The sequence below is a fragment of the Actinomadura keratinilytica genome (genome assembly GCF_039539665.1).
Taxonomy (GTDB): Bacteria; Actinomycetota; Actinomycetes; order Streptosporangiales; family Streptosporangiaceae; genus Spirillospora; species Spirillospora keratinilytica.
The window spans coordinates 72,827-88,432 of the sequence record NZ_BAABDO010000005.1 but is presented as its reverse complement, the minus strand read 5'-3'; the positions used below and the strand labels follow the sequence as shown (position 1 = coordinate 88,432).

The window sequence follows — 15,606 nt, the reverse complement described above, 5'->3', positions numbered from 1 at the left end:
GACCAGTGTCCGGCCCCTCGTGGGACCGGTCCACCGCGGTGTCGGACCGGGTCAGTCCCGGATCAGTCCCACCAGAACGACCACCAGGTCTTGCCGCGGATCTCCTCGGCGTACCCGGCCAGCGTCCCCGGGCCCTGGAACAGGATGTCGGGGCAGAACGCCCAGTGCTCGGCGGCCACGTGCAGGGCGTGCCGGATCGTGACGGGCGGCGCGGCCACGCTCAGCTCCAGGGTGTTGAAGCCGAGGCCGACGACGCGGGCGCCGAACCGGTCCTCCCACCCGCGCACCACGGCGGCCAGCGGCGCGGTCCACTCGTTGTGGTTCAGCGCGCCCTGCCAGCCCACCGCGGCCAGCGCGTCGGCGCCGCGGTCCACCGCGACCAGGCCGAGCGACAGGCCGCGCGCGGCCAGCGAGCGGGCGTTGCGGTCGGCGACGGCGCCGGGGTCGTCCAGCAGCCGCGCGGGCGGCGCCGTGCCGGGGCAGTGCGCGCCGAACGGCGCCAGGTCCTCCAGGTCCTCCTCGGTGGCCTGCTCCACCCAGTCGGACCACACCTCGTACATGAAGGCGTCGGGGGCGTAGTTGGCGATCTCCTCGACCGGCTCGGGGGCGATCTGCCCCGCCGCCCACGGCTGCGCCGACTCGTCCAGCAGCAGCGGCCACAGGCCCGAGACGGGATGCTCGGCGCGCAGCCGCGCCCACAGCTCGCCGGACACCGGGTCGTCGCTCACCCAGAACGCGGGACGCCGGACGATCTGCCGCTGCGGGTAGCCGGGGTCCGGCCATACCAGGTCGCCGTCGGGCAGCGGCGTGGACAGCGACCGTTCGACGCTCGGGTCGGCGAACAGCTGCGCCAGGCCGCCCGGCAGCTGGTGCCGGAGTTCGTCGAGGTCATCCATTTCACGCCGTTCCAGTACAGGTCATGCCAACGGGGGATCTTGGCACTCCGTGGAATGTTAACGGCGTCCGCGGCGGTCGGGGGACGGGCCCGCCGAACCGATGCGGCCCGGTGACCGCCGGTCCGGCGGGCCGCATTTCGCGGCCCCTTCTGCGCGGGCCCGGGCCCGGGAGGGCCGGGAGCTGCCCGGTTCGTTATAGCGGACGTCCGGAACGGTATTTGCATGCGTCCGCCGGGCGGCGGAGGGTGGGGGCATGACCGTGTCGCTGGAGGACTGGCCGGGGCGGGAGCTGTCCGACGAGGAGCTGGACGTCGCCTACAACGTGCGCCGCAAGGCGGGGGAGGAGGAGTTCGCGCGCCTCATGGCCGCCTACCGCCGGATGTCGGACGAGGCCGTGGACGGGCTGCCCGGGCATCCGGGCGTGGTGTACGACGAGGCCAGCGGCGAGCGCCTCGACGTCTGGGGCACCGGGCCGGAGCGCAGGCCGGTGTTCGTGTTCGTCCACGGCGGCTACTGGCGGGCGCTGTCGCGGCACGACTCGGCGTTCATGGCGCGGATGCTGTGGGAGCAGGGCGTCGCGACCGTCGTGCCCGACTACACGCTGGCGCCCGCGGCGACGCTGGAGGAGATCGTCCGGCAGGTCCGGGCGGCGGTCGCCTGGGTGCACCGCGAGGGCGCGGGCCACGGGCTCGACCCGGAGCGCATCGTGGTGGGCGGCAGCTCGGCGGGCGGGCACCTGACCGGGATGCTCATGGTGGACGGCTGGCAGGAGGCGTTCGGGCTGCCCCCGGACGCGGTCAAGGCCGCCATGCCGTTCAGCGGGCTGTTCGACATACGGCCCCTGGTGCGCGTCTACGTCAACGAGTGGCTCGGCCTGGACGTGCCGAGGGCGGCCCGGCTCAGCCCCGCGCTGCTGCCCGCGCGGCGGCGCTGCCCCGCGGTGGTGGCGGTCGCCGAGGACGACGGCGCCGGGTTCGTCGAGCAGTCGCGCGCGTTCCGCCGGCACTGGGGCGAGGCGGCCGAACTGCTGGTCGTGCCGGAGCGCAACCACTTCGACGTGGTGCTGGACCTGGCCGACGCCGGCTCGGCGGTGAGCCGGGCGCTGCTCGGGCTCATCGCTCGAACCGCCCGGTGAGCGCGGCCGCCTCCCGCCGGAGGTGGTCGAGCATCAGCCGCGCCGACGGCGTCAGCGGGCGCCCGTCCGGCAGCGTCACGCCGACCTGGCGGCGCACCGGCTCCAGCGGCACGGGCAGCGGGGCGATCTCCCGGTCGGTCGCCGCCACCAGCTCGGGCAGCGCCGCGATCATGTCGGTGTCGCGGACCAGGGTGCGCACGGTCAGGATCGACGTGCACTCCACCAGGTCCGACGGCGGCGGCAGGCCCTGGTCGCGGAACACCTGCTCCAGCTCCCGGCGCAGCGCGGTCTGCTCCAGGGGCAGCACCCACGGGTAGTCCAGCAGGTCGCGCAGGGCGAGGCCGCGGCGCCGCCGGGCGGGGTGGCCGCGCCGGGCGACCAGGCGGACCGGCTCGCCGTAGAGGGTGATCTGCCGCAGCCCGCGCAGGTCGCCGATCGGGTTGAGGCGCCCCACGATCATGTCCAGCTCGCCGTCCAGCAGGCGCGGCGCCTGGGCGTCGAACGTGGCCTCCCGCACGATCACGGTGATGCCGGGGCGGTCGCGCTTCAGCGCGGCGATGGCGCGCGGCAGCAGCACGTTGGACCCGGCGAGCAGGGTGCCGATGGTGACCGTGCCGGCCCGCGCGTCGGCCAGTTCGGCGATGCGGTCCCCGGCGCGGCGCAGCTCGGCCAGCACGGTGCGGGCGTGCTCGACGAACGCCTCGCCGTACACGGTGGGCGTCACCCCGCGCGGCCCCCGGGCGAACAGCTCCACGCCGAGCAGGTCCTCGACCTCGCGCAGGCTGCGGGTCGCCGCGGGCTGCGCCAGCCGCAGGTGCCGGGCGGCGCGCAGCACGCTGCCGTGGTCGGCGACCGCCACCACCAGGACCAGATGCCGCAGTTTCAGCCGCCCGTTGAGCAGGTCGATCGGCCGCATGCCGCCCTCCTATCACCGTCTCGTGATAGCCGCGAAGGCAAAGGGTATTTGTCAGGTATATCTGCCGAGGCGCATCATCGCAGTCGTCCGGCCCGTGCACGGGATGCGTCCGAGGGATGACCATGAAGGCTGAGCACTACGTCGGCGGCGCGTTCACCGGGGACGGCGAGCGCGGCTTCCCGCTCATCGACCCGGTGGACGGCACCGAGCGGGGCCGGGTGCCCGAGGCGTCCCGCGAGACGGTCGACGCGGCCGTGCAGGCCGCCCGGCGGGCGCTCCGGGGCCCCTGGGGCGACGCCTCCCCGCAGGAGCGGGCCGCCGCCCTGCGCGAGATCGCCGACGGCATCGAGGCGCGGTTCGAGGAGTTCGTGGACGCCGAGGCCGCCGACACCGGCAAGCCTCGCGAGCTGGCCGCCACCGTCGACATCCCCCGCGCCGTCGGCAACTTCCGCGCCTACGCCGACCTGCTGTACGGGCGGGGCGAGCGGGCCTACACCACGCGGGTGCCGGGGTGGAGCGGCGGCACCGGCGAGGCGCTCAACTACACCGTGCGCCGCCCGCTCGGGGTGGTCGCGGTCATCTCCCCGTGGAACCTGCCGCTGCTGCTGCTCACCTGGAAGGTCGCGCCCGCGCTGGCCGCGGGCAACGCGGTGGTGGCCAAGCCGTCGGAGCTGACGCCGTCCACGGCCACGCTGCTGGCCGACGTGATCCACGGGACCGGGCTGCCGGACGGCGCGTTCAACCTCGTGCACGGGCACGGCCCGGGCGCGGCGGGGGAGTTCCTGGCCGGCCACCCCGGCGTGGACGCGATCGCGTTCACCGGCGAGTCGGCCACCGGCGCGGCGATCATGCGCAACGCCGCCGAGCACGTCACGCCCGTCTCGTTCGAGCTCGGCGGCAAGAACCCGGCGCTGGTGTTCGCCGACGCCGACCTGGACAGGGCCCTGGACGGCACGGTCCGCTCGACGTTCACCCACTCCGGGCAGATCTGCCTGTGCACCGAGCGGGTCTACGTCGAACGACCCGTCTTCGCCGAGTTCACCGCCGCGCTCGCCGAACGCGCCCGCGCGCTGCGCGGCTACGGCCCGATGATCTCCGCCGCGCACCGCGACAAGGTGCTGTCGTACTACCGGCTGGCGGTGGAGGAGGGCGCCACGGTGGCGGCGGGCGGCGGCGTCCCCGTGTTCGGCGACCGGCGCGACGGCGGCTTCTACGTCGAGCCGACCGTGCTGACCGGGCTGCCCCAGACGGCCCGGACCGTCCGCGAGGAGATCTTCGGGCCGGTGTGCCACGTCGCGCCGTTCGACACCGAGGAGGAGGCGCTGCGCCTGGCCAACGACAGCCCCTACGGCCTGGCCGCCACCGTGTGGACGCGCGACCTGTCGCGGGCGCACCGGGTGGCGCCGCGCGTCGCGGCGGGCATCGTCTGGGTGAACTGCTGGAACCTGCGCGACCTGCGCACCCCGTTCGGCGGGGTCAAGGCGTCCGGGATCGGCCGCGAGGGGGGAGAGTACTCCCTGGACTTCTTCTCCGAGCCCGTGAACGTCTGCGTGCAGATCTAGAAAGCGAATCCGTGACCGAGACGACACACCACACCGCCGCCGGCGTCCAGGCCGCCGCCGACCGCATCCTCGCCGCCCACGCCTCCGGCACCCCGTGCGAGCCCGTCCGCGACCTGATCGACGGCCCCGACGCCGCGTACGCCGTGCAGCGCCGCCTCATCCAGCGGTGGCTGGCCGCGGGCCGCCGGCCGACCGGCCGCAAGATCGGCCTGACGTCGCGGGCGGTGCAGCAGCAGCTCGGCGTGGACAGCCCCGACTGCGGCGCGCTGTTCGCCGACATGGCCGTGCCGGACGGGGCGGAGATCCCGGCCGGGACGGTGCTGCAGCCGCGCGCCGAGGCCGAGGTCGCGCTCGTGCTGGACCGCGACCTGACGCACGAGCGGCACACCGTCGCCGACCTGATCCGCGCCACCGCGTTCGCGCTGCCCGCCATCGAGGTCGCCGGCAGCCGCATCCGCGACTGGGACATCACGCTGGAGGACACCGTCGCCGACAACGCCTCCTCCGGCGTGTACGTGCTGGGCAACCGGCCCGTCCGGCTGGCGGACGTGGACCTGCGGCTGTGCGGCATGGTGCTGGAGCGGCGCGGCGAGCAGGTGTCCACCGGCACCGGCGCCGCCTGCCTGGGCCACCCGCTCAACGCGGCGCTGTGGCTGGCCGACGCGATGGTCGCCCTCGGCAGCCCGCTGCGCGCCGGCGACACCGTGCTGACCGGGGCGCTCGGCCCGATGGTCCCCCCGAAGCCCGGGGACGTGCTGGAGGCCCGCATCGACGGCCTCGGCGACGTCCGCGTCGCCTTCGCGAAAGAGCCCGCCGAGGAGCCCGCCGAGGAGTCCGCCGGAGAGTCCGCCGAGGAGGGGTCGTGACCGATGTGAACGCGCTGGCCGACGCGCTGGAGGCGGCCGAACGCGACGTGCGGCCCATCCCGAGGCTCACCGACTCGGCGGACCTGGACGTGCCGACCGCGTACGCCGTCCAGCACGCCGTCATCGAGCGGCGCCGGGCCCGCGGCGAACGGCTCGCCGGCGTCAAGATGGGCTTCACCAGCCGCGCCAAGATGCTCCAGATGGGCGTCGACGACGTGATCTGGGGCCTGCTCACCGACGCGATGGCCGCCGGACCCGACGTGGACGCCGCCCGGCTCATCCACCCCCGGATCGAACCGGAGATCGTCTTTCTGATCGGCCGCGAGGTCCGCTCGCCCGCCGAGGCGGACGCCGCGGTCGACGCCGTCGCGGTCGGCTACGAGATCCTCGACTCCCGGTACGAGGGCTTCTCCTTCACCCTGCCCGACGTGGTCGCCGACAACGCCTCGGCCGCCCGGTTCGGCGTCGGCCCCTGGCACCGGCCCCGCGACGTGTCCAACGTCGGGCTGCTGCTGGAGATCGACGGGCGGCCCGCGCAGACCGGCTCGTCGGCGGCGATCCTGGGCGACCCGGTCCGGTCGCTGCGCGCCGCGGCCCGCCTGGCCGCCGCGTCGGGCATCACCCTGGAACCGGGGTGGGTGGTGCTCGCCGGGGCCGCCACCGCCGCGGTCCCGCTGGCCGCGGGCGCCCACGTCCGCGTCACCGGCGCGGGCCTGGGCGCCGTGGAGGTGACCGCCCGGTGAACGAGGCGCACCGGAACGAGGCGCACCGGAACGAGGCGCACCGGAACGAGGCGTACCTGGTCGACGGCAAGGCCCGGCCGCGCGGCCGGTTCCCGCACCTCAAGCGGGCGGGCGACCTGGTGTTCGTGTCGGGGACGAGCTCGCGGCGGCCCGACGGCACGTTCGCGGGCGCGCGCGCCGACGCCATGGGCGTCACCGACCTGGACATCCGGGAGCAGACGCGGGCGGTCATCGAGAACGTCCGCGACCTTTTGCGCGCCGCCGGGGGAGACCTGTCCGACCTGGTCAGCGTCACCACCTACCTGGTGAACATGAACGACTTCGGCGGGTACAACGAGGTCTACGGCGAGTACTTCGACGAGACCGGCCCGGCCCGCACCACCGTCGCGGTGCACCAGCTGCCGCATCCCCACCTGCTCATCGAGATGTCGTGCGTGGCCCACATCCCCCGGGACCGGGACCACGCCCCCCGCGACCACGAACCCGGCCGGGACCGCGACCCCGGCCGGGACCGCAGCCCCCACGAGGAGGCCGGAACATGACCATGCCCAGGACACTGCCGAAACTGTCGCACGGCCGCCCGTTCGACTTCGCCCGCTGGATCGAGGACCACCGCGACCTGCTCAAACCGCCGGTCGGCAACGTCCAGGTCTGGGAGGACGCCGGGATGATCGTCATGGTCGTCGGCGGCCCCAACCAGCGCACCGACTTCCACGACGACCCCACCGAGGAGTTCTTCTACCAGCTCAAGGGCGACATGGTGCTGCGCGTCATGGAGGAGGAGGGGCGGCCCCCGGTCGACGTGCAGATCAGCGAGGGCGAGGTGTTCCTGCTGCCCCCGCACGTGCGCCACTCGCCCCAGCGCCCGGAGCCGGGCAGCATCGGCCTGGTCGTGGAGATCGCCCGCCCCGAGGGGCTGCACGAGGCGTTCGAGTGGTACTGCACCGAGTGCCACCGCCTGGTGCACCGCGCCGAACTGCAGGTGCGGTCGATCGTGGACGACCTGCCCCCCGTGTTCCAGGGCTTCTACGACGGCGACCGCCGATGCCCCCACTGCGGCGCCGTCCACCCCGGCAAGCAGTGGCCCGAGCACATGCGCCCCCGGACCCGATGAACATGCCGACGTCCGAACCCCCCGTCATCGACGTCCACGCCCACGTCTTCCCCCGCGTGTCGCGCGCCGAGGCCCGGCTGCTGGCGGGCGCGGGGGAGCCGTGGCTGCGCGAGCACGGCGACGGCACCGGGATGATGATGAGCGGCGACGACGAGTACCGCCCCGTGCGCGCCGAGCTGTGGGACGCGGACGCGCGCCTGGCCGCGATGGACCGTTCCGGGGTGGACGTGCAGGTGGTGTCGTCCACGCCGCTGATGTTCGGCTACGCCGCCGAGCCCGCGCGCGCGGCGGACTGGTGCGAGCTGGTCAACGAACGCATCCTCGACTTCTGCGCCCAGGCCCCCGGGCGCCTGGTGCCCCTGTGCCAGGTGCCGCTGCAGGACGTCGAGACGGCCTGCACCATGGTCACCAAGGCGGCGGCGGCCGGGCACCGCGGCGTGCACATCGGCAACCACGTCGGCGCCCGGTACCTGGACGACGCGGCGATCGTCGAGTTCCTGGCGCACTGCGCCGCCGAGGGCGTGCCCGTCCTCGTCCACCCCTGGGACATGCTCGGCGGCGACCGCATGAACGGCCGGTACATGCTGCCGTGGCTGGTCGGCATGGCCGCCGAGACGCAGCTGTCGATCCTGACGCTCATCCTGTCCGGCGCGTTCGAGCGGCTGCCCGAGACGCTGCGGCTGTGCTTCTGCCACGGCGGCGGCAGCTTCGCCTACCTGCTGGGACGCGCCGACAACGCCTGGCGCAACCGCGACATCGTCCGCCGCGACTCGCCCCGCCCGCCCTCGGCCTACACCGGCCGCTTCCACGTGGACTCGGCCGTGTTCGACCCGCGGGCGCTGCGGCTGCTGGTGGACGTCATGGGCGCCGACCGGGTGATGCTCGGCACCGACTTCCCCTTCCCGCTGGGCGAGGGGGAGCCCGGCGCGGCCATCCGCGCCTGCGCCGGCCTCACCGACGCCGAGTGCGCCGCCCTGCTCGGCGGCAACGCCCGCGCCTTCTTCGCCCTGGACGCCCCCTGACGGGCGCCGCCCCGGACACCCCGCGACCGCCCCCGAGAACACGGACTAGCGAGAATGCCCCATATGCACCTTTTGTCGTCCGAGGAGTCCGGCGCCGCCGAGGCGCGGCGGCTGGACGAGACCGACCCGCTGCCGACCCTGCGCGCCGAGTTCCGCGTCCCGGCGGGCCCGGACGGCGGCGAGGCCGCCTACTTCGCCGGCAACTCCCTGGGCCTGCAGCCCCGCGCCGCCGCGGAGCTGGTCGGCGAGGAGCTGGCGGACTGGGCGCGGCTGGCCGTCGAGGGCCACCACCGCGCCCGCCGCCCCTGGATCGCCTACCACGAGCTGCTGCGCGAGCCCGCGGCCCGCCTGGTCGGCGCGCTGCCGCACGAGGTCGTCGCGATGAACTCGCTGACGGTCAACCTGCACCTGATGATGGCCACCTTCTACCGGCCGGCCGGGGACCGCACCCGCATCCTGATCGAGGACTCGGCGTTCCCGTCCGACTCCTACGCGGTGGCCAGCCAGGCGGCGCACCACGGCCTCGACCCGGCGGAGGCGGTGGTGCGGCTGCGGCCCCGCCCCGGAGAGGAGCACCTGCGCACCGAGGACGTCGTCGGCCTGCTGGAACGCGAGGGCGACCGGGTCGCGCTGGTCCTGCTCGGCGGCGTCAACTACCTGACCGGGCAGCTCATGGACATCCCGGCGATCACCAAGGCGGGCCGGGCCGCCGGCGCCGTCGTCGGCTGGGACCTGGCGCACGCCGCCGGGAACGTCCCGCTGCGCCTGCACGACTGGGACGTCGACTTCGCCGCCTGGTGCTCCTACAAGTACCTCAACGGCGGGCCCGGCGCGGTGGCGGGCTGCTTCGTGCACGAACGCCACGCCCGCAACGCCGCGCTGCCGCGGCTGTCGGGCTGGTGGGGCAACGACCCGGCCACCCGCTTCGCGATGCGGCCGGACTTCGTGCCGGTCGCCTCGGCCGACGCCTGGCAGCTGTCCAACCCGCCGATCCTGGCGATGGCGCCCGTGCTGGCCTCGCTGCGGATCTTCGACCGGGTCGGCATGGACGCGCTGCGCGCCAAGAGCCGCCGGCTGACCGGCTACCTGGCCGGCCGGCTGGCCGGGATCGGCGGCCTGGAGGTGATCACGCCGTCCGATCCGGCCCTGCGCGGCTGCCAGCTGTCGGTGCGGGTGGCCGACGCCGCGGGCCTGGTCCGCCGGCTGGCCGACGAGGCCGGAGTGGTCGCCGACGCCCGCGAGCCCGACGTGGTGCGCCTGGCCCCGGCGCCGCTGTACAACACGTTCGCCGACTGCCACCGCGCCGCCGAGGCCCTGGCGGCCCTGCTGCGCTGACGGCTCCGCCGGCGCCGCGCCTTCAGGGCTTGCTGGACCGGTCCAGGCGCTCGCCGTGGCGCAGCCGGTCCAGGCCGAGCCAGATGAACTCCACCGCCATCCGCTCGGCCCGCTCGCGGGGCGTGTCGGGGTGCTCCAGCCACCACGACACCATCGACAGCATCGCCCCGTACATCAGCGGCACCAGCAGCCGCGCCCGCCGCTCGTTGACCTCCAGCGCGGCGGGCGACAGGGCGGGGTCGGCACGGCGGCGGCGCAGCAGGATGTCGGCCAGCGCGGTGCCCATCCGCTCGCGCAGCTCGTGCAGGCCCGGCCCGACCTCCGGCTTGTCCAGATGCCGGATCACCAGCGCCCAGGCGTCCGGCTCCTCGGTGGCGTAGTCGAACAGCGCCCCCACGATCGCGGCGATGTTGTCGACGCTGGCGCGGGCGGGCGCCACCGCCGCGTTCAGCCGCCCCGTCAGCTCGGTGACGATCATCTCGGTCACCTCGACGAACAGCTCCTCCTTGGAGCCGAAGTGCTGGTAGAGCAGCGCCTTGGAGACCCGGGCGGCGGCCGCCACGTGATCCATCTGGGTCAGGTGGTAGCCGCGCCGCCCGAACTCGCCCAGGGCCGCCGCGAGCAGCTGCTCGCGGCGGCGGGCGTGCGACATCCGCCGCGTCGGGGCCGGCGCCGCGCCCGCCGATGGGGCGGCCGCCTCCGGCGCGTCGCCCGGCGCGGCCGCCGCGTCCCCGGCGTCCCCCGTACGGTCCGTCATGTGTCGAGGTACTTCCCCAGCTCGGTGCGCGCCACCGACCGCACGTGCACCTCGTCGGGACCGTCGGCCAGGCGCAGCGTGCGCGCCCCGGCCCACATGGCCGCCAGCGGGGTGTCGTCGCTGACGCCCGCGCCGCCGTGCACCTGGATCGCCTTGTCCAGCACGTCCAGCGCGACGCGCGGCGCGACCACCTTGATCGCCGAGACCTCCGAGCGGGCCGCCCGCACGCCCTTGGTGTCGATCAGCCAGGCGGTCTTGAGGGTGAGCAGCCGGGCCTGCTCGATCGCCATCCGCGACTCGGCGATCCACTGCTGGATGACGCCCTGCCGGGCCAGCTCCTTGCCGAACGCCACGCGCGACGCCGCCCGCCGGCACATCAGCTCCAGGGCCCGCTCGGCCATGCCCAGGGCGCGCATGCAGTGGTGGATGCGGCCGGGGCCGAGCCGGGCCTGGGCGATGGCGAAGCCGCCGCCCTCCTCGCCGATCAGGTTCTCCACCGGCACCCGCACGTCGGTGAAGCGTATCTCGCAGTGGCCCTCCTGGTCGGAGTAGCCGAACACGGGCAGCGACCGGACGATCTCCACCCCGGGCGTGTCCACCGGCACCAGCACCATGGACTGCTGCCGGTACGGGGGCCCGTCGGGGTCGGTCTTGCCCATCACGATCAGGATCTTGCACCGGGGGTCGGCCGCGCCGCTGGTCCACCACTTGCGGCCGTTGATGACGTAGTGGTCCCCGTCGCGCTCGATCCGGGTGGAGATGTTGCGGGCGTCGGAGCTGGCCACGTCCGGCTCGGTCATGGCGAACCCGCTGCGGATCTCGCCGTTGAGCAGCGGGACCAGCCAGCGCTTCTTCTGCTCGGGGGTGCCGAACAGGTGCAGCACCTCCATGTTGCCGGTGTCGGGCGCCGAGCAGTTGAGCGCCTCGGGCGCGATGTGCGGGACGCGGCCGGTGACCTCGGCCAGGGAGGCGTAGTCGACGACGCTCAGGCCGTGCGGGGGCGTCTCCTCCTCGCACACCGGCGGGTGCAGCGGGGCCAGGCCGCCGGGGTGCCCGGCGGGCAGGAACAGGTTCCACAGGCCGCGCCGGCGCGCCTCGGCCTTGAGCTCTTCGACGATCGGCGGGAGGGTGTGCTCCTGGCCGGCGGCGCGCAGCTCGCGCCGCTGCTCCGCGTAGACGGGTTCGGCCGGGTAGACGTGGGCATCCATGAAGTCCTGCAGCCGGGCGAGGTGGTCGCGGGCCCGTTCACTCAAACCGAAGTCCATTCGGTTAGAGTAACTGACGAGTCAGTCAGTTGTGGAGGGGAGTCGTCGCATGACCCCGAACGACGCCGCGGGCGCCGCACCGGGCGCCCCGGAGGGCCGGCCCGGCCTGGACGGAACCGTGGCACTGATCACCGGCGGGGCCAACGGCATCGGCGCGGCCGTCGCCCGCCGGCTGGCCGCCGAGGGCGCCCGCCTGGTGCTGGCCGACGTCGACGCCGACCGCGGCACGGCGCTGGCCGCGGAGCTGGACGCCGCGTTCGTCCGCTGCGACGTGCGCGAGCCGGCCGACAGCCGCGCCGCGGTCGCCGCCGCGACGGACCGGTTCGGCGGCCTGGACCTGGCCTTCCTCAACGCGGGCGTGGCCAGCGGCTGCGGCCTGGACGGCGACTTCGACCCCGAGCTGTACCGGCGCGCCATGGCGATCAACGTCGACGGCGTCGTGTACGGGGTGCACGCCGCGCTGCCCGCGCTGCGCGCCCGCGGCGGCGGGAACATCATCGCCACCGCCAGCATGGCGGCCCTGACCGCCACGCCGTTCGACCCGGTCTACGGCGCCAACAAGGCGGCGGTGGTCGGCCTGGTCCGCGCCCTCGGCCCCAACCACGCCGCCGAGGGCATCCGGATCAACGCGCTGTGCCCGTCGTTCGCCGACACCGACATCATCGGCCCGCTCCGCGACCACCTGGAGCAGACCGGCTTCCCGATCCTGGACGTCGCCGAGGTGGTGGCGGCGTTCATGGCGCTGCTGGCCGCCGACGGGACCGGCGAGGCCTGGTACGTCGTGCCCGGCCGCGAACCCGGGCCGTTCCGGTTCCGCGGCGTCCCCGGTCCGCGCTGAGCGGGCCACCGACCACGCAGGAGGAGACGATGCGCGCGATCCAGATCACCGAGTTCGGCGGCCCGGAGGTGCTCAACCTCGCCGACCTGCCCGACCCCGAGCCCGGGCCGGGCCAGGTGCTGGTGGAGGTGTCCCGGGCCGGGATCAACTACGCCGACACCCACCAGGCCGAGAACAGCTACCTGTCGGCCACGTCGCTGCCGCTGGTGCCGGGCGGCGAGGTCGTCGGCCGCACCCCCGGCGGCCGCCGGGTCGTCGCCCTCACCGGAACCGGCGGATACGCCGAGAAGGCGGTGGCGGCCGAGGCCCTGACCTGGGACGTCCCCGACGGCATCGACGACGTGACCGCCCTCGGCATGGTCATCCAGGGCGCGACGGCGTGGGTGCTGCTGCGCAAGAGCGTCCACCTGGAGCCGGGCGAGTCGGTCGTGGTGCACGCCGCCGCGGGCGGCGTCGGCACGCTCGCGGTGCAGCTGGCCAAGGCGTGGGGCGCGGGACGGGTGATCGCCACCGCCTCGTCCGAGCGGAAGCGGAAGCTGGCCCTGGAGCTGGGCGCCGACGCCGCCGTGGACCCGGCCGAGCCGGACCTGAAGGCCGCCCTCATCGACGCCAACGGCGGCCGCCGAGTGGACGTGGTGCTGGAGATGACCGGCGGCAACGTCACCGACCAGAGCCTGGCCGCGCTGGCCCCCTTCGGCCGCCTGGCCTACTACGGGATGGCCTCGCGGCAGGACGCCAGGCCGGTCAAGCCCGCCAACCTGCTGCGGCACTCGACCACCATCGCCGGGATGTGGCTGGCGCACGTGTTCCAGGCCCGCGGCGACCTGATGCGCACCGCGCTGGACGAGCTGTTCGCCCTGGCCGCCGACGGCCGCATCCGGGTGGTCGGCGGCGGGGAGTACGGGCTGTCGGAGGCCCGCCGCGCCCACGAGGACCTGCGGGCGCGCCGCACCACCGGCAAGCTCGTGCTCGACCCGTCCCGCTGAGCGGCGCCGCGCCCCGCGGGCCGGCCGCGGGGCCGCCCGCGGCCGGGGCGCCTCAGGAGCCCACCAGGCCGTTCTCGTAGGCGTAGACGACCGCCTGGGTGCGGTCGCGCAGCGACAGCTTGGTCAGCACGTGGCCGACGTGGGTCTTGACGGTCTGCTCGGCCAGCACCAGCTCGGCGGCGATCTCCGCGTTGGACAGGCCCCGCGCGATCAGCCGCAGCACGTCCAGCTCGCGCGGGGTCAGCGCGGCGGCCGCCGCCGGGTTGGGCCGCTGGTGGCGGCGGCGCCGGGCGAAGTCGCCGATGAGCCGGCGGGTGACCGACGGGGCGAGCAGCGCGTCCCCGCCCGCCACCACCCGCACGCCGTTGATCAGGTCGGCGGCGGAGGCGTCCTTGAGCAGGAAGCCGCTGGCCCCCGAGCCGAGCGCCTCGTAGACGTACTCGTCCAGGTCGAAGGTGGTCAGCACCAGCACCTTGGGGCGCTGCTCGGCCGGGTCGGCGCCGTCCGGCGCCGGGCCGCCGACCAGTTCGGCGGTGGCGGCCAGCCCGTCCATCTCCGGCATCCGGATGTCCATGACCACCACGTCGGGGTCCAGGGCGCGGGCCATCTCCACCGCCTCCCGGCCGTTGCCCGCCTGCCCGATCACCTCGATCTCCGGATCGGAGGCCAGCAGCGCGGCCAGCCCGTCGCGGATCATCACCTGGTCGTCAGCGATCAGCACCCGAATCGTCACGACAGCCACCCTATGGTCGGCCTCGTGCGGCCGGCCCCCGGTTCGCGCAGGCGGCGCGGGCGGCGGCCGCTACGGGGCGCCGTAGGGCAGGTCGGCGGCGACCGACCAGCCGCCCCCCTCGTGCGGGCCCGCCTCCAGCGTGCCGCCCAGCATCGCGACGCGCTCGCGCATGCCGACCAGGCCGTGGCCGCCGCCGTGCGACTCCTCGGGCGCCTCGCGCGGCCCGTCGTCGGTGATCGCCAGCCGCAGCACGTCGCTCTCGTAGCGCACCTCGATGCGCACCTGCGACCCGGGCGCGTACCGCGCCGCGTTGCTCAGCGACTCCTGGACGATGCGGTACGCCGACAGGTCCACCCCGGCGGGCACCGGACGCGGCACGCCCACGATCGCCGAGGTGACCTTCAGGCCGGACCGGCGGGCCGCGGCGACCAGGTCGTCGAGCCGGTCCAGGCCCGGCCGCGGCGTCCGCTCGGCGGCCTCGTCGTCGGACCGCAGCAGGCCCACCACCCGCCGCGTCTCGGTCAGCGCCTCGCGCGCCGCGTCGCGCACCACCGCGAAGGTCCGGCGCGCCTCCTCCGGCAGGTCCGGGATCTTGTAGGGGGCCGCCTCCGCCTGCATCGCGATCACCGACATGTGGTGGGCGACGACGTCGTGCAGCTCGCGGGCGATGCGGGCGCGCTCCTCCAGCACCGCCTGCCGGGCCAGGTCCTGCCGCCGCAGCTCGGCCTGCTCGCGCAGGGTCAGCTCGGCGACGAAGCGGGCGTGGATCGCGTCGCCGAAGGCCAGCGCCAGCGCCACGATGCCGGCCAGGATCAGGCCGTACCAGTCGGGCATGGCCCCGATCACCACGGCCGGCACGATCAGCCCGCCGACGCTGATCACCCCGACCCCCGCGGTGACCCGGCGCTCGTGCCCGACCGCGGTGAGGAACACGATCACCACGAACGCCAGCCACGAGGTGACCGGCCACGGCCAGAAGTACCGCTCCTGCAGCAGGAACGCGCCCAGCAGGAAGCCGGCCGCGCTCACCCGCCAGGCCCGCAGCGGCCAGCGCACCGCGAACAGCAGCGGCGCCGCCTGCAGCAGCCCCAGCACCGCGGCGACCATCGGCGCCGGCCGCGGCTCGAAGATGTTGAGCGGGATGGCGATCGCGCCGCCGGTGAACCCGACCGTCATCGCGAACAGCAGCGCCAGCAGCGCGGCGCGCAGCCAGGGCGTCGCGGGCATCAGCAGGCCGGGCGGTTCGGCGGTGCCCCGGCTCACCGCCGGGCGCAGGAGGCGCAGCAGGGACAGGCCGAGGTGCCGTGGCGGGACGGAGACGTTCATTTGACGCCGAGCCTAGGCGCTGCGCGGCGGCGGGGGCGTGACCCGCGAGAGGGAGATGCCGTCCGGTCCCCGGGTATCAGCCGCCCTCTTTCATATATTCCTGATTGACTTA

At 74.9% G+C, this 15,606-nt stretch carries 16 protein-coding genes; 10 read left to right on the top strand and 6 right to left on the bottom strand.

Translation table 11 applies throughout. The features are described from left to right. Nucleotides 1–62: 62 nt before the first annotated feature. Nucleotides 63–896 (bottom strand): DUF4253 domain-containing protein, encoded by an 834-nt coding sequence (locus tag ABD879_RS03205; RefSeq protein WP_345017230.1) that lies wholly within the window; start codon nucleotides 894–896, stop codon nucleotides 63–65. A 253-nt stretch (nucleotides 897–1,149) separates the two neighbouring features. Between ABD879_RS03205 and ABD879_RS03200 the strand changes: the two genes are divergently transcribed. After that, a complete protein-coding gene (locus ABD879_RS03200; protein WP_345017228.1) occupies nucleotides 1,150–2,031 on the top strand; it encodes an alpha/beta hydrolase in 882 nt (293 codons plus the stop codon). On the opposite strand, the gene ABD879_RS03195 is transcribed toward ABD879_RS03200, so the two are convergent. Further along, entirely contained in the window at nucleotides 2,009–2,947 is a 939-nt protein-coding gene (locus ABD879_RS03195) for a LysR substrate-binding domain-containing protein (RefSeq protein WP_345017226.1), read from the bottom strand. The genes ABD879_RS03200 and ABD879_RS03195 overlap by 23 nt on opposite strands. Before the next feature lie 122 nt (nucleotides 2,948–3,069). Here ABD879_RS03195 and ABD879_RS03190 point away from each other — a divergent pair, with 122 nt between their 5' ends. From ABD879_RS03190 to kynU, 7 genes are all read left to right on the top strand, one after another. After that, the gene (locus ABD879_RS03190) at nucleotides 3,070–4,509 is read left to right on the top strand and encodes a 2-hydroxymuconic semialdehyde dehydrogenase (protein ID WP_345017224.1); all 1,440 of its coding nucleotides are present in this window, start codon (nucleotides 3,070–3,072) and stop codon (nucleotides 4,507–4,509) included. An 11-nt stretch (nucleotides 4,510–4,520) separates the two neighbouring features. Further along, nucleotides 4,521–5,375 (top strand): 2-keto-4-pentenoate hydratase, encoded by an 855-nt coding sequence (locus ABD879_RS03185; protein ID WP_345017222.1) that lies wholly within the window; start codon nucleotides 4,521–4,523, stop codon nucleotides 5,373–5,375. Next, nucleotides 5,372–6,118 carry a 2-keto-4-pentenoate hydratase gene (locus ABD879_RS03180; RefSeq protein ID WP_345017220.1) on the top strand — a complete coding sequence of 249 codons (747 nt, stop codon included), beginning with the start codon at nucleotides 5,372–5,374 and terminating at the stop codon, nucleotides 6,116–6,118. Before ABD879_RS03185 ends, ABD879_RS03180 begins: the two co-directional genes overlap by 4 nt. Continuing rightward, entirely contained in the window at nucleotides 6,115–6,660 is a 546-nt protein-coding gene (locus ABD879_RS03175; protein ID WP_345017218.1) for a RidA family protein, read from the top strand. The genes ABD879_RS03180 and ABD879_RS03175 overlap by 4 nt, the downstream gene beginning before the upstream one ends. After that, nucleotides 6,657–7,232 (top strand): 3-hydroxyanthranilate 3,4-dioxygenase, encoded by a 576-nt coding sequence (locus tag ABD879_RS03170; RefSeq protein ID WP_345017216.1) that lies wholly within the window; start codon nucleotides 6,657–6,659, stop codon nucleotides 7,230–7,232. Before ABD879_RS03175 ends, ABD879_RS03170 begins: the two co-directional genes overlap by 4 nt. A gap of 2 nt (nucleotides 7,233–7,234) precedes the next feature. Beyond that, on the top strand, nucleotides 7,235–8,254 hold the full coding sequence (locus ABD879_RS03165; RefSeq protein ID WP_345017214.1) for an amidohydrolase family protein: 1,020 nt from the start codon (nucleotides 7,235–7,237) through the stop codon (nucleotides 8,252–8,254). Between the two features lie 63 nt (nucleotides 8,255–8,317). Then, the gene (kynU, locus tag ABD879_RS03160; protein WP_345017212.1) at nucleotides 8,318–9,589 is read left to right on the top strand and encodes a kynureninase; all 1,272 of its coding nucleotides are present in this window, start codon (nucleotides 8,318–8,320) and stop codon (nucleotides 9,587–9,589) included. A 22-nt stretch (nucleotides 9,590–9,611) separates the two neighbouring features. Here kynU and ABD879_RS03155 read toward each other — a convergent pair whose 3' ends face one another. Then, nucleotides 9,612–10,346: a TetR/AcrR family transcriptional regulator gene (locus ABD879_RS03155; RefSeq protein ID WP_345017210.1), complete on the bottom strand. Its 735-nt coding sequence runs from the start codon at nucleotides 10,344–10,346 to the stop codon at nucleotides 9,612–9,614. Further along, nucleotides 10,343–11,611: an acyl-CoA dehydrogenase family protein gene (locus tag ABD879_RS03150; RefSeq protein ID WP_345017208.1), complete on the bottom strand. Its 1,269-nt coding sequence runs from the start codon at nucleotides 11,609–11,611 to the stop codon at nucleotides 10,343–10,345. The genes ABD879_RS03155 and ABD879_RS03150 overlap by 4 nt, the downstream gene beginning before the upstream one ends. Before the next feature lie 49 nt (nucleotides 11,612–11,660). On the opposite strand from ABD879_RS03150, the gene ABD879_RS03145 reads away from it, so the two are divergent. Then, a complete protein-coding gene (locus tag ABD879_RS03145) occupies nucleotides 11,661–12,449 on the top strand; it encodes an SDR family oxidoreductase (protein ID WP_345017206.1) in 789 nt (262 codons plus the stop codon). 29 nt (nucleotides 12,450–12,478) lie between these two features. Then, complete coding sequence (locus tag ABD879_RS03140) at nucleotides 12,479–13,435, top strand: quinone oxidoreductase family protein (protein ID WP_345017204.1); 957 nt, start codon at nucleotides 12,479–12,481, stop codon at nucleotides 13,433–13,435. A 52-nt stretch (nucleotides 13,436–13,487) separates the two neighbouring features. Here ABD879_RS03140 and ABD879_RS03135 read toward each other — a convergent pair whose 3' ends face one another. After that, complete coding sequence (locus ABD879_RS03135) at nucleotides 13,488–14,168, bottom strand: response regulator (protein WP_345017202.1); 681 nt, start codon at nucleotides 14,166–14,168, stop codon at nucleotides 13,488–13,490. Between the two features lie 69 nt (nucleotides 14,169–14,237). Then, nucleotides 14,238–15,494: a sensor histidine kinase gene (locus ABD879_RS03130; protein WP_345017199.1), complete on the bottom strand. Its 1,257-nt coding sequence runs from the start codon at nucleotides 15,492–15,494 to the stop codon at nucleotides 14,238–14,240. Between the last annotated feature and the right edge of the window lie 112 nt (nucleotides 15,495–15,606).

What these genes read in the sequence shown, in the direction of transcription:
- ABD879_RS03205 (WP_345017230.1), bottom strand. Translation starts at nt 896, where the DNA reads ATGGATGACCTCGACGAACTCCGGCACCAGCTGCCGGGCGGCCTGGCG.
- ABD879_RS03200 (WP_345017228.1), top strand. Translation starts at nt 1,150, where the DNA reads ATGACCGTGTCGCTGGAGGACTGGCCGGGGCGGGAGCTGTCCGACGAG.
- ABD879_RS03195 (WP_345017226.1), bottom strand. Translation starts at nt 2,947, where the DNA reads ATGCGGCCGATCGACCTGCTCAACGGGCGGCTGAAACTGCGGCATCTG.
- ABD879_RS03190 (WP_345017224.1), top strand. Translation starts at nt 3,070, where the DNA reads ATGAAGGCTGAGCACTACGTCGGCGGCGCGTTCACCGGGGACGGCGAG.
- ABD879_RS03170 (WP_345017216.1), top strand. Translation starts at nt 6,657, where the DNA reads ATGACCATGCCCAGGACACTGCCGAAACTGTCGCACGGCCGCCCGTTC.
- ABD879_RS03165 (WP_345017214.1), top strand. Translation starts at nt 7,235, where the DNA reads ATGCCGACGTCCGAACCCCCCGTCATCGACGTCCACGCCCACGTCTTC.
- kynU (WP_345017212.1), top strand. Translation starts at nt 8,318, where the DNA reads ATGCACCTTTTGTCGTCCGAGGAGTCCGGCGCCGCCGAGGCGCGGCGG.
- ABD879_RS03155 (WP_345017210.1), bottom strand. Translation starts at nt 10,346, where the DNA reads ATGACGGACCGTACGGGGGACGCCGGGGACGCGGCGGCCGCGCCGGGC.
- ABD879_RS03150 (WP_345017208.1), bottom strand. Translation starts at nt 11,611, where the DNA reads ATGGACTTCGGTTTGAGTGAACGGGCCCGCGACCACCTCGCCCGGCTG.
- ABD879_RS03145 (WP_345017206.1), top strand. Translation starts at nt 11,661, where the DNA reads ATGACCCCGAACGACGCCGCGGGCGCCGCACCGGGCGCCCCGGAGGGC.
- ABD879_RS03140 (WP_345017204.1), top strand. Translation starts at nt 12,479, where the DNA reads ATGCGCGCGATCCAGATCACCGAGTTCGGCGGCCCGGAGGTGCTCAAC.
- ABD879_RS03130 (WP_345017199.1), bottom strand. Translation starts at nt 15,494, where the DNA reads ATGAACGTCTCCGTCCCGCCACGGCACCTCGGCCTGTCCCTGCTGCGC.